This window comes from Streptomyces sp. NRRL S-646 (assembly GCF_000720765.1).
In the GTDB taxonomy this organism is placed as follows: domain Bacteria; phylum Actinomycetota; class Actinomycetes; order Streptomycetales; family Streptomycetaceae; genus Streptomyces.
Genome location: NZ_JODC01000011.1, coordinates 55558 through 80595 on the forward strand (window position 1 = coordinate 55558; position 25038 = coordinate 80595).

At 67.2% G+C, this 25038-nt stretch carries 18 protein-coding genes, 2 tRNA genes and 1 pseudogene; 7 read left to right on the forward strand and 14 right to left on the reverse strand.

Features of this window, described 5'->3' with window-relative positions:
• The first annotated feature begins 16 nt into the window (after positions 1-16).
• Positions 17-1183, forward strand: coding sequence for an oxygenase MpaB family protein (locus tag IH68_RS0128935; RefSeq protein WP_030940745.1), 1167 nt, complete (start codon positions 17-19; stop codon positions 1181-1183).
• Here IH68_RS0128935 and IH68_RS55520 read toward each other — a convergent pair.
• The 9 genes from IH68_RS55520 to IH68_RS0128980 all read right to left on the reverse strand — a co-directional run bounded on the left by IH68_RS55520 (position 1170) and on the right by IH68_RS0128980 (position 14546).
• Entirely contained in the window at positions 1170-1496 is a 327-nt protein-coding gene (locus tag IH68_RS55520; protein ID WP_159403734.1) for a hypothetical protein, read from the reverse strand. The genes IH68_RS0128935 and IH68_RS55520 overlap by 14 nt on opposite strands.
• Positions 1497-1685: 189 nt before the next feature.
• On the reverse strand, positions 1686-4610 hold the full coding sequence (locus IH68_RS51905; RefSeq protein WP_051833785.1) for a discoidin domain-containing protein: 2925 nt from the start codon (positions 4608-4610) through the stop codon (positions 1686-1688).
• 27 nt (positions 4611-4637) lie between these two features.
• Entirely contained in the window at positions 4638-6098 is a 1461-nt protein-coding gene (locus IH68_RS0128950) for a glycoside hydrolase family 32 protein (RefSeq protein ID WP_030940751.1), read from the reverse strand.
• 110 nt (positions 6099-6208) lie between these two features.
• Positions 6209-8509 (reverse strand): glycoside hydrolase family 3 N-terminal domain-containing protein, encoded by a 2301-nt coding sequence (locus IH68_RS0128955; RefSeq protein WP_030940753.1) that lies wholly within the window; start codon positions 8507-8509, stop codon positions 6209-6211.
• Positions 8510-8570: 61 nt separating this feature from the next.
• The gene (locus tag IH68_RS0128960; RefSeq protein WP_037885409.1) at positions 8571-9458 is read right to left on the reverse strand and encodes a carbohydrate ABC transporter permease; all 888 of its coding nucleotides are present in this window, start codon (positions 9456-9458) and stop codon (positions 8571-8573) included.
• A gap of 4 nt (positions 9459-9462) precedes the next feature.
• A complete protein-coding gene (locus IH68_RS0128965; protein ID WP_030940758.1) occupies positions 9463-10446 on the reverse strand; it encodes a carbohydrate ABC transporter permease in 984 nt (327 codons plus the stop codon).
• A gap of 62 nt (positions 10447-10508) precedes the next feature.
• The gene (locus IH68_RS0128970; RefSeq protein ID WP_030940760.1) at positions 10509-11807 is read right to left on the reverse strand and encodes an extracellular solute-binding protein; all 1299 of its coding nucleotides are present in this window, start codon (positions 11805-11807) and stop codon (positions 10509-10511) included.
• A 492-nt stretch (positions 11808-12299) separates the two neighbouring features.
• A complete protein-coding gene (locus tag IH68_RS0128975; protein ID WP_030940762.1) occupies positions 12300-13307 on the reverse strand; it encodes a LacI family DNA-binding transcriptional regulator in 1008 nt (335 codons plus the stop codon).
• A 198-nt stretch (positions 13308-13505) separates the two neighbouring features.
• Positions 13506-14546, reverse strand: coding sequence for a LacI family DNA-binding transcriptional regulator (locus IH68_RS0128980; RefSeq protein WP_037885412.1), 1041 nt, complete (start codon positions 14544-14546; stop codon positions 13506-13508).
• A gap of 291 nt (positions 14547-14837) precedes the next feature.
• Here IH68_RS0128980 and IH68_RS0128985 point away from each other — a divergent pair, with 291 nt between their 5' ends.
• From IH68_RS0128985 to IH68_RS0128990, 3 genes are all read left to right on the forward strand, one after another.
• Entirely contained in the window at positions 14838-17393 is a 2556-nt protein-coding gene (locus IH68_RS0128985) for a GH32 C-terminal domain-containing protein (RefSeq protein WP_030940766.1), read from the forward strand.
• Positions 17394-17655: 262 nt separating this feature from the next.
• Positions 17656-17725, forward strand: a tRNA-Ser gene (locus IH68_RS56515).
• Positions 17726-18175: 450 nt separating this feature from the next.
• Entirely contained in the window at positions 18176-19627 is a 1452-nt protein-coding gene (locus IH68_RS0128990) for an ATP-binding protein (RefSeq protein WP_199931944.1), read from the forward strand.
• Between the two features lie 684 nt (positions 19628-20311).
• Here IH68_RS0128990 and IH68_RS56520 read toward each other — a convergent pair.
• A complete protein-coding gene (locus IH68_RS56520; protein WP_159403735.1) occupies positions 20312-20629 on the reverse strand; it encodes a hypothetical protein in 318 nt (105 codons plus the stop codon).
• Here IH68_RS56520 and IH68_RS59190 point away from each other — a divergent pair.
• Positions 20603-21043: pseudogene (locus IH68_RS59190) on the forward strand (UTRA domain-containing protein); the annotation flags it as partial. The gene IH68_RS56520 and the pseudogene IH68_RS59190 sit on opposite strands and share 27 nt — an antisense overlap.
• On the opposite strand, the gene IH68_RS0129000 reads toward IH68_RS59190, so the two are convergent.
• Both IH68_RS0129000 and IH68_RS0129005 read right to left on the reverse strand, forming a co-directional pair.
• Complete coding sequence (locus IH68_RS0129000) at positions 21024-21248, reverse strand: hypothetical protein (RefSeq protein WP_030940770.1); 225 nt, start codon at positions 21246-21248, stop codon at positions 21024-21026. The pseudogene IH68_RS59190 and the gene IH68_RS0129000 sit on opposite strands and share 20 nt — an antisense overlap.
• Positions 21249-21382: 134 nt before the next feature.
• Positions 21383-21625 carry a hypothetical protein gene (locus IH68_RS0129005; RefSeq protein WP_030940773.1) on the reverse strand — a complete coding sequence of 81 codons (243 nt, stop codon included), beginning with the start codon at positions 21623-21625 and terminating at the stop codon, positions 21383-21385.
• A gap of 43 nt (positions 21626-21668) precedes the next feature.
• On the opposite strand from IH68_RS0129005, the gene IH68_RS56525 reads away from it, so the two are divergent.
• Positions 21669-21738: transfer RNA gene (locus tag IH68_RS56525), tRNA-Gln, on the forward strand.
• A 45-nt stretch (positions 21739-21783) separates the two neighbouring features.
• Here IH68_RS56525 and chvE read toward each other — a convergent pair.
• Positions 21784-22884, reverse strand: coding sequence for a multiple monosaccharide ABC transporter substrate-binding protein (gene chvE, locus IH68_RS0129010; RefSeq protein ID WP_030940775.1), 1101 nt, complete (start codon positions 22882-22884; stop codon positions 21784-21786).
• A gap of 918 nt (positions 22885-23802) precedes the next feature.
• Between chvE and IH68_RS0129015 the strand changes: the two genes are divergently transcribed.
• A complete protein-coding gene (locus IH68_RS0129015) occupies positions 23803-24024 on the forward strand; it encodes a hypothetical protein (protein ID WP_030940777.1) in 222 nt (73 codons plus the stop codon).
• 338 nt (positions 24025-24362) lie between these two features.
• Here IH68_RS0129015 and IH68_RS0129020 read toward each other — a convergent pair whose 3' ends face one another.
• Positions 24363-24665 carry a hypothetical protein gene (locus tag IH68_RS0129020; protein WP_030940779.1) on the reverse strand — a complete coding sequence of 101 codons (303 nt, stop codon included), beginning with the start codon at positions 24663-24665 and terminating at the stop codon, positions 24363-24365.
• Between the last annotated feature and the right edge of the window lie 373 nt (positions 24666-25038).

Below are 25038 nucleotides of genomic sequence, written 5' to 3' on the forward strand. Positions count from 1 at the left end.
GGACAAGGAGCTTGTGATGACCTACACCGATGCGTCGATGGACGCGCTGCGGCAGAGCGGTGACGAACTCGCCGACGCAACAGTGGCCACCCTCTTCGAGCGTGGGGAGGTGGGAAAGTTCAACACTCTGATGCGCTACGTGTCGACCGCCGGCGCACCGCTGCCAGATGGTCTTCCCGAGGTGGCACGGGAATACCTGCAGGCCACCAGCGCACCACCGGCGTGGGTCGACTGGGGTGAGATGGAGAAAGCCAGGCTGTTCTTCATCGACAACAACGTGCACATCTCCACAGCACTGTCCTTCGCCTCCATGCCCGCCTGCTACGTGGTCCCGCACGTGGCGAAGCTGCTGTCGGCGACGCACTCGCTGAAGTACCCCTCCAAGCGGATGGCGGAGACCGGGCAGTTCATCGTCCACCTCATGCAACCTGGGGCATTCGAGGCAGGCAGCAGCTTCATTCCCGCCGCCCAGAAAGTCCGCCTGCTGCACGCTTCCATCCGCCACCACCTCAAGCAGGAAAACCGCTGGGACGTCGACAGCCTGGGGGTGCCGATCTGTCAGGAGGACATGATCGGCGGTCAGATGTTGTTCTCGCTGCTTGTGCTGGACTCCCTGCACCGGCTGAACATCCACATGAGCGTCGACGGGGCCGAAGCGTACTTCTACGCCTGGCGGGTGGTCGGCGCCATGCTCGGCGTCGATCAGAGCCAGGCACCCAGGGACCTGGAGTCCGCCCGCCAGTTCCTGGACCTGTACATGACCCGATACATGGGGCCGAGCGAGGAAGGCGCGCATCTCACCCGGCAACTGATCGATCTGTACGAGGAAGTCGTCCCGGGCACCTTGTTCGACCCGATCGTCTCCGCCCTGATCCGCCACCTCATCGGCGACACCTGCGCCGACTGGCTGGACGTCCCGCGCACTGCCTGGGACACCGTCGTCAAGGCCGTCCCGCCCCTGCTCGGCGTCCTGGAGACCATCGAGGACCGCTTCCCCCTCGGTGCCTGGGCCCTGGACCGCCTCGGCCACCTCACCACGATCTTCGAACTGTCCTCGCTCACCCGCGGCCGCGTCATGCACTACGCGATTCCGGAGCAGCTGAAAAAAGACTACGGCGTCTCCTCTGCCGTTCCCCGCACCCACCGCTGGACCCCGCCCGCCCCCGCCGTCAGTCCGACCTGACCGGCCGCGCGGGCGGGCGCACCCCACCCCCGACACCGAACCGGTACTGCGCGCCCTGCGCGAGCGCGGACTGCCCGTCGCCATCGGGGCCGTTCGCGTGAGCCGGCGGGGAGTTGATCTCCCGCACGTCGCCCGACGGATCAGCATCCTCCGGCACGGACTCCGGTCCGGGCTTCTCCGCGTCGCCGGCCTCGGACTCCGCCTTGGGGGCCGTGTTCTCCGAGGTGGTGCGGGCGCTCGATACGAACCGGGCCGCGGCCTCGGCGATCGGCAGGTCCGTCGCGGGAAGTGATGGCCTGTGTCCTTCGTGCACGCCAACTGCGTCGACCTCTGCTACGAGGAATCCGGCGAGCAATTGACTTCACCCCTTGCGGACTCCTGCTGAAAGTGCCTCCGACCATTGCGGGAACAAGGAGGTCAGTGGTCCCTGTTCCTGCCGGTCGGAGGCACTCTCCCGACCTCGGAGGCAAGGTGAACAGTCACCCCGCGTGAAAGCCCGAGGTCAGCTGTAGACGGTCAATTCTGCGATTGACCACCAGTTACTCGCGACATCGCCTGTGTTGACGACCTTGAGGTAGCGAGCTGTCTGAGTCGGGAAGGAAATCAACTCGACTCGCTGGCCGTCCGCTATGGAGGAAACCTTGGTCCAGTCGGTGCCGTTCGAGGAGACGTACACGTCCGCGCTCCGCGCATAGTCGGCAATATTGCTGCCGGAATCCAGCAGAATCTTGCCGAACGTCTGCGTCTGCCCCATGTCCACCTGGATCCACAGGCCGTCGTACTGGCCCCTTCCGGAGCTGTACCGGGTGCCGGAATCGCCGTCCAGCATGTTCGCGGGACCGTCGTTGTACGGGCTTGTGTCGGAGGTCGTGGCGGTCCAGCCCGTGCGCGACAGCGCGGGCCCCAGGTCTATGACGTCGAACGAAGCTGAACCCGCGTCCGCTCCGCCGGCCCCGTTCACCGACACCTTGTACGTGCCCACTGCAAGACCGCTCGGCACGTACGCGCTGATGCTCGTGTCCGACCAGCTGTCGATTTCGGCAAAGAGCTTCCCGAAACGCACCGTACCCAGCCCCTGCGCGTCACCGAAGTGGGAACCGCTGATCGTGAACTTGGCGCGCGGTATGCCTTGCTTCGGCTTCAGGCTGCTGAAGACCGGTGCGGGGAAGCCGGACAGCTTCTGCGTGGTGAACATCGCCGACGTTCCGCTCGGCAGGGTGTAGGTGTACGAGCTGTCGGCGGACACCGGGAAGCTCCGGCTGCCGGCGGTGCCGTTGAACACCGTGGTGACCTGCGCCCCTTCCGGACTGGTCCAGGTCTTCAGCTGGAGGCCCTTGGGGACCGCTGTCGGGGCTGCGATGGAGCCCATGCCACCCGAGGATCCGTATACGTTGATTTCGGCGATGCTCCACCAGAAACCGGATGCCGCGACGCAGACGATGCGAATGTACCGTGCCGTCTGCTCCGGCAACGTGACGGCTGTCTTCCCTATGTTCCCGCTGCCGTTCGCGACCGCGCCGCCCCAGTCGGCCCCGTCGTCCGAGACGTATATCTGGTACTTGGTGACGTAGTCGAAGGAGTTGCTTTCTCCGGTGGCGAAGGCGATCTTGTTGAAGCTCGTCGGGCTCCCCAGATCGATCTGGAACCAGGCGCCGCTGGTTGTCCCCTGGCCGAGATTCCACCGGCTGTTGATGTCGCCGTCGAGCGCGTTCGAGGCTGCACCCCAGTCCGGGCTCGACGAGGCGGTGGCGGTCCACTTGCCACGGCTCAGTGACGTTCCGGGCGTCTTGATGGACGCTCCCATCGGCAGGGAGTACGTGAGCAGCTTGCTTCCGGTGCGGACGGCGTTCTGGTACTGCAGGAGTGCCGGGTCGTACGTGACCGTCATCGGCCCCAGCGACGACTTGAACGTGAAGTCATGGGTTGGGTCGAGGACATTGGTCGCCGCGGGGGTCCCGCCGCTGCGCACGCCCGTGTAGGTGAACGTGACGGCGTCGCCGGCGTTCAGGGTGTAGTCGAAGGACTGCGTCCCGTCCGCCACCCTGAAGTTCTTCGCGGCGCTACCGGAGTTGTACGCGATGAGGACCTTCGAGCCGTCCGGGTTTTGGAACGCGACGCTCTCGATGCTTCCTTCTCCGAAGGTGTTCGAGTAGATGCGATGCGCTCCGGGCTTCACGAACCGGCTGGCGTGAGCGAGTGCGTGGTAGTCCACGTTGTAGGACACCTGCCCGCTGTCCGGATCGACCGTGACCAGTCCCCGGCACATGGGGATGCCGTTGGTGTCGCTGTTGAGCGGACCCAATTTGGGGTCGAGGGCGGTGTTCCAGAGCATCACGCCGTTCGCCCAGTTGCGTATCCCCTTGATGATCCACGTGCCGAGTGCGTCATTGAACGCCGTCTCGTCGTCACCCTGCCAGACGCCCCCGCTGGCCTCCGTGATGTAGGTTTCCTTGTCCGGAAAGTCGTTGTGGACCAGGGTCTGGTACGTCGGGTTGCCGCTGTAGATGTGCCATCCGGTGCCGGCCGTGTACTGGGAGGCGGCGGGGTCGCTGAAGATCGTCTCGGGGTACGAGGGCACATCCCAGTTGTGGTCCCAGGCCAGGATCTTCGTGGAGATGCGGTTGGCCGCGAACGCCTGGCCGATCTCCTGGATCACCGCGGATTCCTGGTAGGCGGACAGGGACATGCCGGGCCAACTGGGGGTGCCCATGGGCTCGTTCTGCGGCGTGATGTAGGAGATGGGCACACCGGCCTTGTCGTAAGCCTTGATGAACTTCACGAAGTAGTCGGCCAGCGTGGAAGCGTTCTCGCTCTTGAGGGTGCCGCCGATCATGGAGTCCGAGGTCTTCATCCAGCCTGGCGGGCTCCATGGGTTGGCCAGGACCTTGGCGGACGGGTTTTGTGCGAGAGCCTGCCGCAGGACCGGAATGATGTACTTCTCGTCGTGCTGGACTGAGAAGTCGGACAGCGTCGGGTCTGTCTGTCCCGTCGGCATGTCGTCGTAGGAGTAGTTGCCGGACGCGTTGAAGTCCGTGGCGCCCATCGGCGTGCGGATCAGGCTGAGGCCGATGCCCTTCGAGGGGTCGTACAGCTGCTGCATCAGCTTCGCTCGGTCAGCGGTGGACAGCTTGTTGATGAGCCAGGCGGAAGAGTCGGTCATGGCCGCCCCGAAGCCCTGGATCTTCTGGTACTTGACGCTGTCGTCGACCTTGATCGTGAGCGGGTTGCTGGTGCTCTTCGTCCGGAACAGCACATCGCTCTGGCGGACGACCCACTTCTTGGCCGATATGTCGGTCAGCCAGACCTGCACGGACGAATTACGCGACGAGGTGGCGGCGGCAGCGTTGCCGGAAACCTGGGTCCAGGCGGCGGCGACGCCGATGGCGGTGGTGAGGAACTGACGTCGTCCAAAACCGTGCGAGCTCATTGAGGATCCTCCTTCAGACCTGTTGGTTCAGTACTGCTCTGCGGCGCCGGCGGTCGGCTTCTTGATCACGAGCGGGTGCAGCTCCCACGCGTCGACCGCGTAGCGAAGGCGCGTGCCCGGTGCGGTGCGGGCCTGAAGTCGCCAGGCGCCCTGCCCTGTCGGGTAGAACCGCAGTGTGAGGACCTGGCCGGTGGAGGTCAGGAAGACCTCGGCAATGGAGTGGTCGACGACCACGCGGAGGTCGACCGGCTGTCCGGTGGGGCAGGGCATCCGGTAGGCGCCGCCGTGGGCACGGGAGTCGAGGGAGGCGTGGTAGCGGTCGACGACCAGTTCGCCCGCGTCCGGATCGAGGCGGATGTCGAGGTACTCGGATCCGTCCGGGGTGGTGAGCAGTCGCAGGCCGGCGGTCCCGGTCGGCTCCAGACGGGCTGTCAGGTCGAAGGCCCGTCCCACGCTGCCCAGTTCCACCGGCTCGGGGCCATGGGTGGCACCCTCGGCCTGCACGGTGCGCTCACCGCGTAGCGCGAGCAGCTCCGGGGCGGGCCGCTGACGCAGCGTGCCGTCGCCGCCGACATGGATCTCGCGGGGCACGGTGAGGACGCCGGCCCATCCGCCGGCGACGGCCCAGGCTTGGTCGCGGGCTTCCCAGGACCAGCCCCACAGCAGCCATCTGCCGCCAGGTGCACGCAGCAGGGCGGGTGCGTAGCAGTCCGGGCCGTGGTCCGCCCACACCGGTGCGCCTGCCTTGAAGTGGCCGTCGTGCTCTTCGCCGATCAGGGCTGCGACGCGCATCGGGCCAGTGGGTTCGGTCCAGGTGCTGAAGATGAGGGCGGCCTGTCCGCCGGCTGCCGGGAGGTACTGGGGGCATTCCCAGCCCTCGCCGGTGAGCTCAAGGGTGTCGCCGATGGGCTCCGGGTGGCGGGCGACGAAGGGCCCTCGGTAGGTCCAGGTCTCCAGATCGGGTGAGTCGTACAGGAGGGTGGCGGCGCGGCCGTCGGCGAGAGCGGCACCGACCAGCATCCGCCAGCCGTCGCCGTCCCGCCAGACATACGGGTCGCGGTACATGGTGCAGCCCTCGGGCAGCTCGGGGATGAGCAGTTCGCCTCGCGGGCGGAAGGTCGCGCCGCCGTCGTGGGAGACGGCGCAGGTGACCGGCTGGTGCTGGGGGGAGCGCGCCACGAGGTGCGCGGAGTAGAAGGCGACGAGCCGGTCGCCGTCGGAGACGGCGTTGCCGGAGAAGCAGCCGTCGCCGTCCACGCCGCCGGGCGTAGGGGACAGGGCGATCGGCAGCGGCTCCCAGCTCAGCAGGTCGGGACTGCGGAAGTGGCCCCAGTGCAGGTTCGCGTGTGTGGCGCCGTACGGGTTGTACTGGTAGGAGACGTGGTAGTAACCGTCATGGAAAGCCAGCCCGTTGGGGTCGTTGAGCCAGTTACGGGGCGGGCGCAGGTGCGCCACGGGGAAGTGCACATCGCGGGGTGTGGTGGACACACGCGTGCCTTTCGATGGTTCAGAGGGGCCCGCCCAGCCGGGTCAGGGATCGGCTGGGCGGGGGCTTCGAGCGGCCTCCGTGTGGCCTTCGCACGACCTTCAAGCAACGTTCAGGCCCGGATGCGGAATCCCACGCTGAGCTGTTGCTCCCGCCGTGAGCTGCGGCCGACGCGGAGCATGAACTCGCCTGGTTCGACCACGCGACGGTTGTCGGCGGTGACGAGTGAGCAGTGCGCGGCGGGGATGCTGATGCCGACATCAAGGCTTTCACCGGGAGGGATCTCCACCTGGGTGAACGCCTTCAGCTCCTGCTCGGCCCACGTGACGCTGGTGGTCAGGTCACTGACGTACGCCTGGACCGTCTCCAGGGCCGGGCGGCTTCCGCTGTTGGTGAGCCGCACCGTGGCGTGGACGGTGCCGTCGGCCAAGACCTCGTCCTCGTGCACGGTGAGGTCGGAGTAGGTGACGGTGGTGTAGCTCAGGCCCTCGCCGAACGCGAACAGGGGGTCCTGGGTGAGGTCCGCGTAGCGGTCACCGTGCTGGCCCCGCACCTGGTTGTAGTAGACCGGCTGCTGCCCGACGTGACGTGCGAAGGAGACCGGGAGCCGGCCGCTGGGTTCGGTGAGTCCGAGAAGGAGTTCGGCGACGGCGCGGCCGCCGCGCATGCCCGGGTTGAACGCCTCGATGAGCGCTGCCGCGTTCAGTGCCGAGTCGGGGAGGGTGCTCGGCTTGGACTGCAGCAGTACGACGATCATGGGCGTGCCGGTGGCGGCGACCGCGTCCAGCAGCGCGATCTGGCCTCCCTGGAGGTCGAGGGTGGCCGTGGAGCGCACCTCACCCGTGAGGGCGATGGTGTCCCCCACCACCACGACGGCGTAGTCCGCGGCCTCGGCGGCGGCGGTGGCCTCCCGAAGCTGTGCCTCATCGACCGGGGCGGGGAGGAACACGGGCGGCTGCGGCTGGCCGTCGGGCCCGGCGACCCACTGGTCGGGGTCGAAGGCGGGGCTTTCGATGTCGGCTCCGCGGGCGTGTGTGACAGTCCAGTCGGCGGGGACGACGGCGCGCAGGCCGTCCAGCACCGTCTCGACCAACTCGCGTGGATGTCCTTCGGGCATCCACGGCACCTGGCCGGTGGCACCCGCCCAGTCGCCGAGCATGGCCTCCGGGCTGTCGGCGTTGGGGCCGATGACCGCGATGGTGCGTGGCGTGACCTGGCCTGTGGCGCGGCCGGTTCCGTCCGCAGTCAGCCCGCCTTCGAGGGGCAGGACCCCCTCGTTGCGCAGCAGTACGAGGGAACGTCGGGCGGTCTCCAGGTTGAGGTCGGCGTGTTCGCGGCAGCCGATCACCTGCGCCTGCCGCTCGGGGTCGGGGGCACGGGGGTCCTCGAACAGCCCGAGTTCGAACTTCAGCCGCAACACCCGCCGTACCGCGTCGTCGATCTGCTTCTCCTCGATCAGGCCGCGGGCGACCGCCTCCTGGGCGCCCTCGAAGAACGCCGGCGTGGCCATGATCAGATCGTTCCCGGAGTTGACCGCGACCGCCGCCGCCTCGGCGTAGTCGGCGCAGGTCCGCTGGTCGTAAACCATCCTGCCGACGTTGTCCCAGTCGGTCACCAGCGTGCCGGTGAAGCCCCATTCACCCTTGAGCACGTCGTTGATCAGCCACTCGTTGGCGGTGATGGGCACCCCGTCGATCGACTGGTAGCCCAGCATGAAGGCGCGGCAGCCGGCCCGGGCCACCCGCTCGAACGGGGGCAGGAACCACGAGCGCAGCTTGCGCGGACTGAGATCCGCCTCGCTGGCGTCGCGTCCGCCCAGGGTCTCGGAGTAGCCCGCGAAGTGCTTGGCGTAGGCCAGCACGGCTGTCGGGTCGCCGAGGCCGTCGCCCTGGTAGCCGCGCACCATCGCGGCCCCCAACTCGCCTATCAGGTACGGGTCTTCGCCGAACGTCTCGTTGATCCGGCCCCAGCGCAGGTCCCGCGTGATGCACAGCACCGGGGAGAACGTCCCGTGGATCCCGGTCGTCGAGATCTCGATCGCGGATGCACGGGCGACCCGGTGGATCAGAGAGGGGTCCCAGGTGCAGGCCATGCCGAGCTGTGTGGGGAAGATGGTCGCGCCCGGCCAGAATGAGTGGCCGTGGATGCAGTCGTCGGCGGTCAGCAGCGGAATGCCGAGCCGTGTCCGCCGGGCCCGTTCCATGGCCTCCGGCATCCGCTCGGGCATCACATGCAGGACCGACCCGGCCAGCTTGGCCGACACGATGTCCTCCAGGTCCCCGTGCTGGGCGTCGAGCATCAGCAGCTGCCCGACCTTCTCCGCAAGGGTCATCCGGGACAGCAGGTCCTCGGTTCTCGCTTCCACGGAGGCGTCCGGATCCAGGTACACGGCAGCGCGGACCGGCTGTCCCACGGTGGTCTCCAAGTCATGAGTCATTGCAGGTCAGAGAGTTGATGAGGGCGAGCGACGGAGGTCACTTCAGGCCGGTGGTGGCGATTCCGGCGACGAACTGGCGCTGGAAGCGGAGGAAGACGAGCATCACCGGCAGCAGGACGACCACGGCGCCGGCGAGCAGGATGCCGTAGCGGGTGAAGGACTGGCCGCTGCTGGCCAGGGCGAGGCCGACGGGGAGGGTGTACTGGTCCTGGTTCTGGGCCACGACCAGGGGCCACAGGAAGCTGTTCCACGAGCCGAGGAAGGCGATGATCCCGAGCGTGGCCAGGGCCGGCTTGGTCAGCGGAAGGATGATCCGCCAGAAGATGGCCAGCTCTCCGCAGCCGTCGACGCGGGCGGCGTCGATGAGTTCGTCGGGCAGGGTGGAGATGAACTGCCGCATCAGGAACACCCCGAACGGGCCGGCCAGGAACGGCAGGATCAGTCCGACCAGCGAGCCGGTCAGCTTCATATTGGCCACCAGCACGTACAGCGGTACGAAGGTGACCAGGGCGGGGACCATGAGGGTGCCGATGACCAGGCTGAACACGACGCGTCGGCCGCGGAAGTCCAGCTTGGCCAGGGCGTAGCCGAGCATCGAGCAGAAGAGCAGGTTGCCCGCGGTGATGGCCAGGGAGACGATCACGGAGTTCGCGAACATGCTCGTGAAGTCGAGGCTGCGGAACAGCTGGCTGTAGTTGGCGGTCGTGGGTGCGGTGGGGATCAGAACGGGCGGCAGTCTGCGGATGTCGGCCTCGGGCTTGAAGGAGCCGGACAGCATCCACAGGAACGGCGCGATCATCAGCAGGAGGCAGCCGGTGAGCGGCAGATACAGCCATGGGTTGCCCCAGTTCTGCCGGATGCGGCGGCGCCGCACGGACCGGTCCGTGTCCGCGTGTCCGGTGCCAGGGTGCGTGAAGGTACTCATGGGATCAGTCCTTGTCTCGCAGTACCCGGAACTGCAGAACAGTCAGCGCGACGATGAGGACGAAGACGACGTAGCCGGCGGCCGACGCCATGTCGTAGTTGCCGTTGCCGAACTGGTTGTAGCTGTACAACGTGGCCGACAGGGTCGAGTCCAGCGGTCCGCCGTTGGTCATCACGAACGGCTCGTCGAAGAACTGCAGATAGTTGATGCCGGTGGTCACCGCGGTGAGCAGCAGGGCGGGGCGCAGGAGCGGGAAGGTGACCCGCCAGAACCGCTGCCAGACCCCGGCCCCGTCGAGTTCGGCCGCTTCCATCAGGGACTGGGGTACGGACTGCAGCCCGGCCAGCATGATGATCATGACGGTACCGAGGTTGCGCCACACGGCCATCAGGATCATGACGGGAAGCGCGAACCGGGTGTCCGCCAGCCAGGCCGGGCCATTGATCCCGAACCAGGCCAGGACGGTGTTCACCAGCCCCGCGCGCGGGTCCAGGAGCGTCTTCCAGATCACGGCTACGGCCACCACGCTGGTGATCACCGGCAGGTAGAAGCCGACCCGGAAGACGGCACGGAAGCGGCGGATGCCGCGGTCGAGGGCGACCGCCGCGGCGAGCCCCGCGGCCAGGGTCAGGGGCAGGCCGACCAGGACGAACACGCCGGTGTTGCGCAGCGCGTGAACGAACTGCTCGTCCTCGAAGAGCCGTACGTAGTTGTCGAAGCCGATGAACGAGACGTTCAGCGGAGTCCGCAGGTCGGCGCTCTGGGTGTCGGTCATGCTCATCAGCAGCGACCAGACCACCGGCAACACCATGAAGGCCGCGAACAGAGCGAGGAAGGGCGCGCCGAGGATCCAGGCGGCCCGGGCCTGCGCCCGCGCCGTGCGGCGGACGGCGGAGTGCCGACGGCCGGCACTCCCGTCCGGCCGCCCGGTGATCGGCTCATGGACGTCGCCCCGCCCGGGGAGCGTTTTCGTGGACATGGATGTCATCCGTCCGTAAGAAAGCCAAGAAGGCTGAGAAGGCTGCTGGAGGGCTGCTCACGCGCCGGCGCTCAGCGGCCGGTGCCGATGCTGGTGGCCTTGGACTGCAGCGTCTGCTGCACCTGGACGACGGTGGCCTTGCCGAGGGACAGCTTCTCCAGTTCGGAGTCGATGGCGTCGGCGATCTGCTGCCAGGTCGTGATGGCGGGCGGCGCCTTGCTGACCTTCAGCTGCTCCTCGAACGCCTTCTTCGTCTCGTCCTCGGTCAGCTTCCCCTCCGACCAGGCGGCGGGCGACGGGGGCAGGTTGCCGGTGGCCCTGCTGTAGGCGGCGAGGTTGGCGGGCTGGGTGAGGAACTGGGCGAACTTCCATGCCGCCTTGGAGTTCTTGGCGCCCTTGAACACAGCCAGGTCGCTGCCGCCGGCGAACCCGGCAGGCTGCTTGCTGTACGGCACCGGCATGGTCTTCCACTTGCCGTCCAGCTTCGGGGAGTCCTTGTGGAAGGCACCGCCGGCCCAGGCAGCCTCCTGGTAGACGGCGAGCAACCCGTCCTGGAAGCCCTGGACATTGTCCTCCTTGTCGGTCGGCGCCAGGTGCTGCCGGGGGACGCTCGCGTAGTACTGCAGTGCCTTGGCGACCTCCGGCGTGTCGAAGGTGAACTTCTTGGTCTTGGCGTCGTAGATGTCACCGCCCTGCTGCCAGACCATCGGCACCCAGAAGAGCCAGGAGTTGAAGCCGATCAACCACCCGCTGGCATAGCGCAGCTTGGGGTTCTGCTTGCCGGCGGTCGCCTGGATGGCCTTGAGATCCTTGATGTATCCCTCACGGTCACCGGCCAGGGGGCCCTTGATGCCTGCCTTCTCGGTGAGGTCGGCCCGGTAGTAGACCGCCGAGGTGTCGGCGACGAACGGCACACCGTAGGCGGTGTTCTTGTACTTGGTGGTGTCCCACTGGCCGGCGTAGAAGTCCGACGACTTGAACGTCGTCGGGGTGGCCTGGAAGGCATTCATGGAGGCCATCTCGGCCATCCACGTGGATCCGACCACGGACATGTCCGGGGTGTTGCCGCCGGCGATCGCGGTGGTCAGCTTGTCGTGGGCGGAGGCCCAGGGAATCGGGGTGATCTGGACCTTGACCCCGGGGTTCTCCTTCTCGAACTTCTTGGCCAGGCTCAACAGGGCCGGGTCGGTGTCGCCCATGGACCACATGACGACCTTCCCCGTGGCCTTGCCACTGCCGATCTTCGCGGGCGCGTCCTTGCCCGGCCCGGAATCGGCACTGCGGCCGCAGCCGGTGGCCACCAGGGCTGCCGTGACGGTGATGCACAGGGCCTGGACGGTTCTGACGGTGTGACGAGTAGACGTACGCATGGGGCGGCTCCTTGCCGTTGAACGAAAAAGGGCGCGGGGGGCGGCGAAGAGGTGGAGGCGGGCAGGCACCCGGATGGGCCGGCCCAAGAGGTGAGTTCGTCTGCAGCGGCATCGGCCGTCAGCCGCGGGTCGCGGCCGGCACGTCCGACCCGGAGTGGGCAGCGTCCGGGCGGGGTGTGCCCGGCGTGCCGTTCGTGTGCCGGATCAGGAAGGCACCGAGGGAAACTGCACCTCGGTGGTGACGCGTGAACACGGTTCCGCGTGGAGGGTGATGAAGTCGGCCGGCAGGCGAACAGGCCGGTCGGGTCCGCTGCGTGGAGCGGCTTTCGATTGAGCTCAGGTGGAGCTGGGCGACTCACCGCCCTGCCCGAGAGCCGGTAGGTCAGTTCATTGGGCGGATGGGGTCCGTCCCCGCCTGCGGGGCTGGGCAGGAGCGGCGGAGACGGACAGTTGGTGAGACGGCGACGCCGTACACATCTGGATGACGCAGCGTCAGTTCAGGCCCGGCTTTAACGTCGAGCCACGGACCACCAGGCTGGTGGGGACGATGCACGAGGGGGCGGCCTTCGGCGATCCGCGCACGTGGTCCAGCAGCAGCCGCGCCGCCGCCTCACCCATCTCCCGCATCGGCTGGCGGATGGTCGTCAGTGCCGGGTAGGTGTACGACGCCATCTCAAGGTCGTCGAAGCCCACCACGGCGACATCCTGCGGAACCCACAGACCGGCCTCGTGCAGTGCGGCCAGCACGCCGGCCGCCGAGGGATCGTTGTGCGCGAAGACCGAGTCGAACTCCACGCCGTCCGCACGAGCGCGCGCCACTGCGCCACGGCAGCGTTCGAAATCGAAGTCGCCGGGGATGATGCTGCGTTGGCCAATCTCGATCCCGGCTTCGGCGTACACCTCGACGAAGCCGTCCAGCCGTTCCCGGGTACAACCGAACGTCTCGGGACCGGTGATCACCAGGGGACGACGGCGCCCGATCTCCAGCAGGTGCCGCGCCGCCTGCGCACCCCCCTCCCGATTGGTGGTGGCCACGTAGGGGAATCCCGGCCGCTGGAAGCGATCGTCGATCAGCACGACCGGCAGCCCCGCTTCGTGCAGCTCCGTGATGTACCCCATGGCACCCTCGGGCTCTATCACCAGCAGACCGTCGAACGACTTGGCGGCGACCTGCAGACCGAGCCTGCGCAGTGACTCCTCACCGCGGTTCCAGGTCAGCATGCGCAGCCCGAAGCCCTCGGCCTCCAGCGTTTCGACGACCGCCTGCACGATTCCCGCCCAGGCCCAGGCCATGTCCGGGACCAGCATGCCGATCATCTGGGTGGTGCCGCGTGCGAGCCCGACTGCTCCGGCGCTCGGCACATAGCCCAGCTCCGATATCGCCTTGCGGACCTTCAGGACGGTGTTCTCGTTGATCTCGCCTTTGCCGTTCAGCACTCGCGAGACCGTCGTCTTGCTGACGCCGGCCCGTGAGGCCACGTCGGCGATGGTGACTCCCATGCCACCTCCTCTCACTCCACGCAGAGGCGGAAGACGTTCTCCCGCACCGAAGAGCCGATCGTACAGAGATCGGTGGAACCGGTACCGGCAGCGGTTCCGGAACCGGTTTCGGTACCGGTTCCGGCAGTGAAGCACCGAGAAGCCCGACCCGTCAACACACCGGAAACAACTCGTTCACGGGGAAGTAGGGGGAAGTCGTCAGCGCCCGGGAGCGGGGAGTTCGCCGGAACCGCGGGCGAGGTAGCGGGTGGGCAGCACGCGGTGACGGGCGGGCCCGCCCTCGCCGTCGAGCCGGTCGAACAGCAGGTCCGCGGCCTCCCGGCCGATGGCGGAGTGATCCTGGGCGATCACCGAGATGCCCGGTTCGAGCAGGTCGGCGAGGGGAAGGTCGTCGAAGCCGACCAGCGCGACGCGGCGCTGCAGCTGACGCTCCTGCAGGGCCATGCGGGCCCCGATGGTCAGGAGGTTCTGGCCGGAGACGAGTGCCGTGGGCGCATGGGCGAGCGCCAGGAGTGCGCGGGTGGCCTCCTGGGCGGCGTCCGCGCCGTGCAGGTCGCGCCTCACGAGAGAGGGATGCAGGACGCAGCCCACCGAGGCGAGCCCCTCCACGAACCCGGCGTAGCGCTCTTCGGCGGTCCAGATCGAGCGGAGGTCGCCGAGGAAGGCGATGCGCCGGTGACCCGCCTCGTACAGCCTCTTCACCGCTGCCCGTACGCCCGCCCGGTTGTCCACCGTCACGGTGTCCACCTGCGGCGCTGTGGTGCGGCGGTCCACACAGACGACGGGTGTGCCGGCGCGGCGGGCCGCGTCGAGGTCGGTGTCGTTCTGCCCGGTGGGCACCACGATGAGGCCGTCGACCCGGCGGGCCGTGAACGTCTTCAGCAGGCCGCGTTCGCGGACCGGGTCCTCGTCGGTGGACCCCGCCAGGAGCAGCATGCCGCGCTCGGCGGCAGCGTCCTCCACCGCCCGGTGCAGCGCGGCGGAGAAGGGGTTGGCCGCGTCCTCCAGGACCAGGCCGAGGGTGTGTGTGCGGCGGTCGGCCCGGCGCAGGCTGCTGGCCGTCAGGTCCTGGCGGTAACCGAGCTGCTCGGCGGCGCGCGTCACCCGTTCCGCCAGGTCAGGGGTGACGGGCTTGCCGTTGATGACCCGCGAGACAGTGGCGATGCCGACCCCGGCCATGGTCGCGACGTCGTGTATGGTCGCCGCTCGCCGACCTGTGTCGTTCTGCTCGCTGGACAACGTTTTCTCCCGGGGATCACTGGCACCGTGCAGCCGCCTTCATCCTCGCATTCAGGAGTTTTCCCGCACAGGGTCTGGACTTCGGCGACATGTTGCCCGTACGTTCTGCGAAACGTTTCCAGCCCTGGCTGGAGCTGCCGGTGCCGTGCTGCCCCCACAGCCGGGCTCGCCCGTGGCCTTGGACGAGGCCACGGCGCAACCGCCGCCCGCACCTGACACGCGTCAAGCGTCACTCGTCACGCGTAAGTCCCCTACGGCTGAGCCGAAGCCCGCCCGCCTGCAAGGAGCGCCATGTCCAGAACCCTTCGTCCGCGCCGCAGACTCCTGGCCGCACTGGCCGTCCTGTCCGGGCTCGGCCTGGTCGCCGCCTCCCCAGCAACGGCCGACACCGGCCTCTACCACGAGCAGTACCGCCCCCAGTTCCACTTCACCCCGGCCCAGAACTGGATGAACGACCCCAACGGCCTCATCTACTACAAGGGCAAGTACCACCTGTTCTTCCAGTACAACCCGTCCGGCAACAGCTGGGGCAACATGTCCTGGGGCCACGCGGTCAGCACCGACCTCGTGCACTGGAAGCAGCTCCCGGTGGCCATCCCGCAGGACGACCAGGAGATGATCTTCTCCGGCAGCGTGGTGCTGGACAGGAACAACACCACCGGCTTCGGGACGAAGAAGAACCCTCCGCTCGTCGCCGTCTACACCAGCGCGCAGAAAGCCTCCGGCAAGCAGCAGCAGGCCCTCGCCTACAGCACCGACGGCGGCACCACCTGGACCAAGTACGACGACAACCCGGTTCTCGACATCGGCTCGAACAACTTCCGCGACCCCAAGGTCTTCTGGTACGCCCCCACGCAGCGCTGGCTGATGGCGGTCTCCCTCGCCGACCAGCACAAGATCGCCTTCTACAGCTCGGCCGACCTCAAGCACTGGACCCACCAGAGCGACTTCGGCCCGGCCGGCGCCACCGGCGGGGTGTGGGAGTGCCCGGACCTGTTCCCGCTCCCGGTCGACGGCGATCCGAAGCAGACGAAGTGGGTACTGGCCGTCAACCTCAACCCCGGCGGAATCGCGGGCGGTTCCGGCGCCCAGTACTTCGTCGGCGACTTCAACGGCAAGAAGTTCACCTCCGACGACGACGGCACCACGTACACCCCGCCGAGCGGCACCGTCACGCAGGACTTCGAGTCCGGCTCGTTCGGCGACTGGACGACCACTGGCAACGCCTTCGGCAGCGCGCCGGCGACCGGGGCGGTGGACGGGCAGTCACAGGTCACCGGCATCGAGGGCAAGGCTTTCGCCGACAGCTTCCATGGCGGCGACGCCTCCACCGGCGCCCTGACCTCGCCCGAGTTCACCGTGACGAGCAACTACATCAACTTCAAGGTCGGCGGCGGAAACCACCCGTACCAGCCCGGCACCGTCATCGGCGACCAACCGACCCCCACCGGCGAAACCCTCGCCGACTTCGAGGGCAGCACCTACGCCAGCCCCATCGGCGACTGGACCACCACCGGCGACGCCTTCGGCACCGGACCCGCCCAGGGCACCCTCCCGGGCCAGCAGCAGGTCTCCGGCTACCTCGGCAACGGCCTGGCCAACACCTTCCTGGGCGGCGACGCCGGCACCGGCACCCTCACCTCCCCGACGTTCACCATCGACAAGAAGTACCTGGACTTCCTCATCGGCGGCGGCTACCACCCCGCCAGCTCCGACGCCCCCACCGCGGTGGAGCTCATCGTGGACGGCAAGGTGGTCCGCTCCGCCACCGGATCCAACGGCGAAGCCCTGAACTGGTCTTCCTGGGACCTGTCCGACCTGCAGGGCAAGCAGGCCCAGATCAAGGTCGTGGACGACAACACGGGCGGCTGGGGTCACCTGAACCTCGACCAGGTCCTCCTCTCCGACACCCAGGCGAAGCCGCCCTCCATCGAGACCGGCGTCAACCTGCTGGTCGACGGCAAGGTCGTGCAGAACGCCACCGGCGCCGACTCCGAGAACCTCGACTGGGCCTCCTTCAACACCACCGCCTACAGGGGCAAGAAGGTCCAGATCCAGATCGTGGACGCCAACTCCGGCGGCTGGGGACACGTCCTCGCCGACGAGTTCACCACTGCCGACAAGCCGGCTCTGAACACCACCCAGCGCGCCCACTGGCTCGACTACGGCGCGGACTTCTACGCCGCCAACACGTGGAACGACGCACCCGGCGGCCGCCGCGTCATGATCGCCTGGATGAACAACTGGAACTACGGGCAGGCCATCCCCACCACCCCGTGGCGCAGCGCAGACTCCTTCCCCCGCCAGCTCTCCCTGAAGACCGTGAACGGCAAGGTCCAGCTGATCCAGCAGCCGGTCGGTGAACTGACCACGCTGCGCGGCGCCGGCACCAAGGTGCCCAGCACGCGCGTCACGAACACCACCACCCCGCTCGCGGTGCACGGCAGCACCCTGGACCTTCAGGCCGATCTCACCCCGGGCACCGCCGACCGCTCCGGCCTGGACGTCCGCACCGGCGCCGGACAGCGCACCCGCATCGGCTACGACACCGCCACCGGCGAGGTCTACATCGACCGCACCGCCTCCGGCGCCACCGACTTCGACCCCACCTTCTCCGGCGTCCAGCGCGCCCCCCTCGACCTGCACGGCGGCCAACTGAGCCTGCACGTCCTCGTCGACGCCTCCTCCGTCGAGGTCTATGCCCAGAACAGCCGTGGCGAACAGGTCACCCTCACCGACCAGATCTTCCCGGACCCGTCCAGCACGGGTGTCGGCGCCTTCGCCGAAGGTGGCACCGCCACCATCGACCACATGCAGGCGTGGCGGCTGAAGTCCATCTGGCCGTGACCGGCCCTCACGTCACCGCGCCGGACGTCATGAAGCGGCTTCCGGCCTGCCGCTCTCCCTCGCCTGCGTGAGCGATGCGCGAGCGGACCGCCCAAGTCATCAATGTCGTGCCCCGCGACGCGAGTCAGGTGCCGTAGCAGCAGAGCCCCGCTCATCGACGCCCAGAACGCATTCAGCACACATGAGGCCGGGAAGCGCCGTGAACCCATGAGAACTAGGGAGGGGTGTTTTCCCAGCTCAGACACCTCAGCGTCGACGTTTTCGCAGGTCACAGCCCCGCCCAAGGAAAACTCCTAAAGCGGGTGTCGCAGGTTCGAATCCTGCCGGGGCACAGCGAAATGCCTGGTCAGAGGCTGCATCGACCCTCCATGGACACCATGGAGGGTCTTTTGCATGCCCGATGGGAACATTCTGGGAACGGAACAATGGGGCATTTATGCGCCTTTACGTTGACCGGAAAGTCGCACACGTTTTCTTCGGATTCACGCCGTGGCCGCGACCGCCCTGACTGCATCGTGCCCGATCATCACGGATGAGGTCTGCAGCATCCGAGCCACCCGGGTGTTGAAGGATGCCGGCGTTGGGCTCCTCGTCGACTGCGAGGCGGGCAAATCCCTGGCCGAGATGGACTGCGGGCCAGATCAGGAGCACGCCGAAGGGCACTTCGCCGGGGATGGCGACGCGATCCAGCACTCACCTGGCGCGCAGCGAGGATCGAATAAGTCCAGATATAATAAGCGCACCTATCCATACAGAGGTGCGCAGTGGACAAACCCGCCGAGATGTTCGACCGCGACTTCGAGTGGGCCGAGCTGACCCGCTTCGCCGCCCTGCCCGGCCCGCGCGCCACCCTCGGCGTGGTCTCCGGTCGCCGCCGCCAGGGCAAGACCTTCCTCCTGGACGCCGTCACACGGGCAAGCGGTGGATTCATGTTCACCGCCACCGAGACCACCGAGGCCGACGCCCTGCGCCAGTTCGGCGAAGCCCTCGCCCGCCACCGCGACCAGCCCACTCCATTCCGCTTCGCCCACTGGGACGAGGCCGTCACCGAGCTCATGCGCATCGCCGACAGGGGCGGCCCCACCGTAGCGGTCATCGACGAGTTCCCCTTCCTCGCCAAGGCCTCCCCCGCCCTCCCCTCGATCATCCAGCGCGCCCTCGACCCCGCCGCCCAGCACACCAACACCCCCGTACGGCTCCTGCTGTGCGGCTCCGCCCTGTCCTTCATGGGCGGGCTCCTCGCCGGCAACGCCCCGCTGCGCGGCCGCGCCGGCCTGGAACTCGTCGTCCCCACCCTGGACTTCCGCCTCGCCGCCGAGTTCTGGGAGATCACCGACCCGCGCACCGCACTGCTCACCCACGCCATCGTCGGCGGCACCCCCGCCTACCGCCGCGAGTTCACTCAGGGCGACATCCCCGCCGGACCCGACGACTTCGACGCCTGGGTCACCCGCGCCGTCCTCAATCCCGCCCGTCCACTCTTCCGCGAGGCCCGCTACCTACTCGCAGAGGAACCCGAACTCCACGACACCGCGCTCTATCACTCCGTCCTGGCCGCCATCGCCGACGGAAACGCCGCACGCGGCGGCATCGCCGACTACCTCGGCCGCAAGTCCACCGACCTCGCCCACCCGCTCAGCGTCCTCCAGGACGTCGGCGTGATCACCCACGAGGCCGACGCCTTCCGCCGTAACCGCTCCGCCTACCGCATCGCCGAACCCCTCATCGCCTTCTACCACTCGGTCATGCGCCCCGCCTGGGGCGATCTGGAACGCCCCGGACGCGCCCCCACCGTCTGGCGCCGCGCCCAGTCCACCTTCCGCAGCAAGGTCGTCGGCCCGCACTTCGAACAGGTCTGCCGCGAATGGGCCCGCTGGCACGCGTCCGCCCCAACCCACGGGGGGCAGGTCACAAGGGTCGCCAGCGGTACCGTCAACGATCCTGCCGCGAAGACCAGCCACGAAGTCGACGTCGCGGTCCATGGCGAGACCGACAGCGGCCGTGAAGCCCTGCTCGCCATCGGCGAAGCCAAATGGAACGACGTCATGGGAAACGGCCACCTCGAACGTCTCCAGCACATCCGTGCTCTCCTCACAGCACGCGGTACCGCCACCGACGTCACCCGGCTCCAGTGCTACAGCGGCGCCGGTTTCACCGACGAATTGCGCCACCTCGCCGAGAACGACCCCACCATCCAGCTGATTGATCCGACGCGCCTCTACCACGGCGACTGACCCGGTCGCGGCACCGCCCCTGCGCCCCCCTCAAAGCAGCTGCGGTGCTCAATGGAACCCGACTGGGCAACGGACCTGTGTAGACGCTTCTACGACCCGCCAAGACCAGTTCCCAAGACCTCCGTTGGGAACCTGCTGGGAACAGCAGGACCAAGAAGCCCCATGAAGGATCACGAAAGATTACTGCCCCAGCCGCCCTCAGTAGGTCGCTGACCTGCGTAAACAGAGAAACATCAAGCCTGCGGAGGACGGATCAGTAAACGAATGATCATGCTCCTAAAGCGGGTGTCGCAGGTTCGAATCCTGCCGGGGCACAGTGTCTGACCAGCGCGTTTACCTCTCCGCGGTAGGCGCGCTGTTCGTCGTAGCCATGGCATTGACCATGAATAGGTTCCAGAAGCATGGCGAACACCAAGAGCAAGCGACGTCAACGCGGCAGCACCGCCCCAACGGGGCCGGCTTCCAGGTCCGGGTCTACGCCGGCGTTACCCGCTCACATAGCCATAATCGTGCCGCAGCGGTGAGCTGCGGAGCACTGGATTCCACTTGCGACAACCGAGACCAGCCAGCGGGATTTCACAGGTGCGACGGGACCGCCATGTCCGGTCGGCAACCCGGGGGTGAGGCATCCGGTGATCTTCGCTCAGGCTCCGGCGACGGCTATCCAGCCGCGCTGGGCCGCTTTCACGCCAGCCTGGAACCTGCTTCGGGCACCGAGCTTCTCATGGCCCATGACCTCAGCGGCCATTCGGCTGGCGGTACGGGGGAAACTCCGAGGAGTCTGGCGATCACCTCGTCGGTGTGACCGTCGGAGAGAATCCGGAGATACTCCGTCTCCACCGCGCTCGGCCGATGCTCGTCGGTTTCGTCGCGCACATCACCGAGCGGGACAGCTCGCTGCCACACGGAATCGAATAGTTCAGAAAGGGCCGCGAGAATTCCCTTCCCCTTGAGGAAAAGGGCACCGTCCGCGTCGAGAACCGCACCCTTGCGGTTGATCAAGTGACTGTGTCGGAAGAAACGGCACCGAAGGGCGTCGGGCTTCTCGCGACGAGCCATCTCCCCATGTCGGTGGTCGCAGGCTCAGCCATCACCCAGAAGGGCACGGGGCCCGGCGGAACGTACGCTCACCCTGCCGAACTTGGGTACAGGCCAGGGCACTTCCGCGAAGAGATCCGCTCACGCATGCCGGTGAAGCACGAGGCGACGGCGTTCAGCATCTCCGCAGGTACGCCAGTGATCCTCATTTGCCGGACCGCCGTTCGCGCGTCCGTAGTGGCCTGTGTGGAGAGCTCCCATCCCGTACACCATCGACCCAGGCAGAGCCGAGCAGACGCGGCCCATGGCGGACGGGATGGAAGCTGGGGAGAGTGGTTGGTTGAGGGAACCGTTCGACCTAGATCGTCGGGTAATTGAACACGTCGCCGTTCGGGCAGTTGTTGGAGTGGATGGGGACGAAGTCAGTCAGAATCGGCAGCACCGACACCTCCGCCCCTTCCAGCCCGCAGACGGATCCCGGCGCGAAGGTCCAGTGGGGGGTCGACTTGTCGTCCGCATGAGCAGGAACTGCCATGGCGACGGCAGCCACGGCCAGCGTGGCGGCCATGATGATCTTTCGCATGCTCGCTCCAACGACCATGACAATCACCAGACACGGCTCACCGTAGGCGTGTCCCCCAGGTGCCCGAACCAGCGAGCACCAACGGGGAACAGCGGGGACTTGCAGGTCACTTCCAAACTGGTGCTTCGGTTCGCCTATTGGGGCATGGATGGACGAGTCCTCCGGTAAGCGATGAGCTCCGCACCGAATCCGACAGCCGCGAGAGCGACACCCAGCCAGAAGAGCAGCGAGCTGTGCCGTTCCACTCCGCCGAACAGCATCACATCCACACCGAGGATGGGGAGAAAGATCCCTCCTGCGGTGTACCACTGTCCTTTGCGTGCCTGGTTGATCGCCGAAGCGGCACCGAGCAAAAGGATCAAGGACATCAGCGCCATCCACACGGCGACACCCTCGCAACGAATGATCTCCTTTGCAATAGGCCCGGTTCACGTGATCGCCCAACCTCGCTCCTGAAGCGGGTGTCGCAGGTTCGAATCCTGCCGGGGCACAACGATTTACCGCTCCGACCTGGGGTTTCTCCCCCAGGCGGCTCCTACTCGACCTCGGACTCCTTGAGCTCGTCTGCGGTGAAATAGCCGTTGTTGATCAGAAGTTCATAGTTGGCCTTGTCGATGCCGGTCGGCTGCAGCAAGCGGGCGGGCACGACTTTGACGCCGTTGTTGTAGTCACTTCTGTTGTCCACCCACGGCGCCCTGTCGCTGAGGATGTCGTCGGCCATGTCTGCGGCGGCTCTGGCGAGGTCGCGGACGTCCTTGAACACGGTCTGCGACTGCTGACCGGCGATGATTGACCTCACCGAGGGCAGTTCGGCGTCCTGACCGGTGATGACCGGGAGGGGCTTGCCGGCGGAGCCGTAGCCGTCCTGCTTCAGCGCGGACAGGACGCCCCTGGAGATGCCGTCGTACGGCGACAGGACTGCGTCGACCTTCTTGCTGCCGTACCACTTGGCGAGGAGGCTGCCCATGCGCTTTTGCGCGGTCGGCCCGTCCCAGCGCAGGGTGGTGATCTCGCTGAGTTCGGTCTGGCCGGACGGGACGACCAACTGCCTGCTGTCCAGGAACGGCTGCAGGAGCGTCATCGAACCATTGAAGAAGTACTTGGTGTTGTTGTCGTCGGGGGAGCCGGCGAACAGCTCGATGTTGAACGGGCCCTTGCCGTGCTCCAGACCGAGCTTCTTGATGATGTGGTGGGCCTGGATCAGGCCCACCATCTCGTTGTCGAAGCTGACGTAGTAGTCGACGTTCTTGGTGCCGAGGATGAGCCGGTCGTAGCAGATCACCGGAATGTGCACATCGGCGGCCTGTTGAAGCACGGCGTTCAGCGATCTGGCGTCGATGGCCGCGATGATCAGTGCGTCGACGCGCTGCTTGATCAGGTTCTCGATCTGTGAGACCTGGGCTTTCGGGTCGTCGTCGCCGTAGACCAGCTTGGTCTTGTAGCCACTGCCCTTCAGGTCCTCGACGAGGCTCTTGCCGTCGGTGAGCCAGCGTTCGGAGGCCCGCGTCGGCATGGCGATGCCGACGGTACCGCGCCCGGACCTGCGCACGGAGCTGCTCTCGCCGTTCTGGCTGCAGGCGGACAAGGCGAGGGCCAGGCCGGCGGCTCCAGCGAGGGCGGATCTTCGGTTGAGCATGGTGATCGTTCCTTGTTCTGCTCGTCGTTGGGGGGATGACGGCGTATCAGCGTCGAGGGGGGCGGCGGAGCGGGGGGCAAGGCAGACGCGTCGCGAGCGAGCCGGACGCGCCGTACCCGCTCCCGGGGTCCGGAGTCAGGTCCCGCAGATGGGTGCCGTACGGGTAGAGGCCCGGGCGCCCTGGACGGACCGAGCTCGGACAGAGCGGTGCGCCGGGGCGGATCAGCTCTGCGCCCTCGTGGATCCGCATGTAGCCACCGACGTCGTCGGGGGTCTGGGAGAACAGGTTCCAAGGCGAGTGAGCAACCGGCAGGCCTCACTCAAGCGGTTGAGGCCAGGTTGGCCCGGCACGTTGCTCGAGTCGGTGCTCAGGTGCCTCGATGTCCCGCGGATCGCCGATCTTGTCGCCGGTGTGTTCCTGTGCGTACGTCAGGCTGCGCCACGGTGTTCCGGCCACGTGCGTGCTGATTCCGGGGATGCACAGGGCAATCGCCTTTCGAACGTTCGAAATCTCGTCATATGTTCGGAATGCTGGCGCGACGTTAAGGGTGGCCATGCAGGGTGTCAACGGGGCGAACTGGATCGGTTACAGAACGAGTTGGGAGATCGCTTTCGGTCTCCGATGGAACGGCGGAGTAGACAGCCACGACCGGCGAGACGCCTGTTCGTGTGCCTGCCGTCGGTCGGCGTGCCGCCGGGGCTACCTGTTGAACCGCTCGTTCGACGGTTCCCCGGCTCTCGCCGACTTCCCGTCGGCCGTCCGCCGACAGGCAGCGCCGCCGACGAAGGCGAACTGGGGGCGAATTCCGCCTTCTCCATGCCTCGAAGTACCAGGTCAGCGGCGTGACACGGAGGTGCCCGCGCGGATCTGTGCCGACGGCCACAGCGGGCGGGAGGAACGTGGGCTCATACTGAGCCATGACCAAGCCTGCGGCGCCGAAGCGTCATTTGCCCACCAGCCCCTTCAAGGCCCCGGTCACACCGGCCCCCAAGCACTTCGCCATGGGCGACCAAGTGACACACGACATGTACGGCCTCGGCCGGGTGATCGGCATCGAGGACGGGATCGCGGCGCTCGTCGATTTCGGCTCGACGCAGATGCGGATCTTGAGCCCGTACGCCAAGATGACCAAGCTGTAGCGCCGCCGTGCCCGGTCGCGGCACGCCAGGCCCCACCAGGGACCTGTAACGAAAGGCAGACCTGTCATCGACTCCACGTCGCTGTTCTCCACCCCCCTGGAAGGGCAACCCCGCCGTTCCACGGCACCATCGCCGCCTCCGACGACGACACCCTTCCAGGCCCCGGACTTCGGAGAAGACGAGATCTTCCGGTCCGAGGATGCGCAGGACCCCGCCCCGGACACGCGCGTGACGCGGCCCAAGGCTGCCTGAGAAAAACCAGGTCAAGGGCTGCATGAGCATGAGGAAGGCCCTCCGTGGGGATCACGGAGGGCCTTCCTCGTGTGTGCCGGGGTGGGCTACTTGCCGAAACTGACGGTGTTGTTGCAGCCCAGGCTCGAGCCGACGTTGGTGTTCTGCGTCTCGGGTCGGCCGTCCGGGCCGAACGCGGCGGTCTCGCCCTGTACGTCGGTGTTGTCTTCGGTGACCGTGCACGTGGTGCTCTGGTTGACACGGATCGTCTGGGTCTGGCCGTGGTGCTCGCGCGCGTGTCCGTGGCCGTGTTTGTGCCCGTCCCCGTGGGCGTAAGCGGTGCCGGCACCGAGGAAGCCGACGGTGCCGAGGAGGACTGCCACGACAACGGTCTTGCGAGGCTTGCGCATGTCTTCTCCGGGTGTTGAAACGGACGCGAACGAGATCCGCCACGTCTTAGGGTGACTGGAGGTTAATGCGCAAATTTCCTATATCTGCTCGTCGGCACGCCGGATCGTCCGATCAACGAGGACAGGCGTCCGGCCGGCTCCTGGCCCAAGTCCCCTGTGCCGAAAGGGCATCGCGGGGCCGAAGCGGTCGTAGGCGCTCCGCGCGGAACCACCCGTGCGGCGGCGCCTTGGGCGTGAGGCGGCTTGGGCCGTTCGGCTCCCCGGCCGGCCGGTTGCGACTGTCCGCTCCTGACTTGCTCGGGGCGACGGGTGTTCGCCGTGGTGAACGACCGTGATGAGGGGGTCGGCGACCCGGGCGATGCAGGCGGTTACG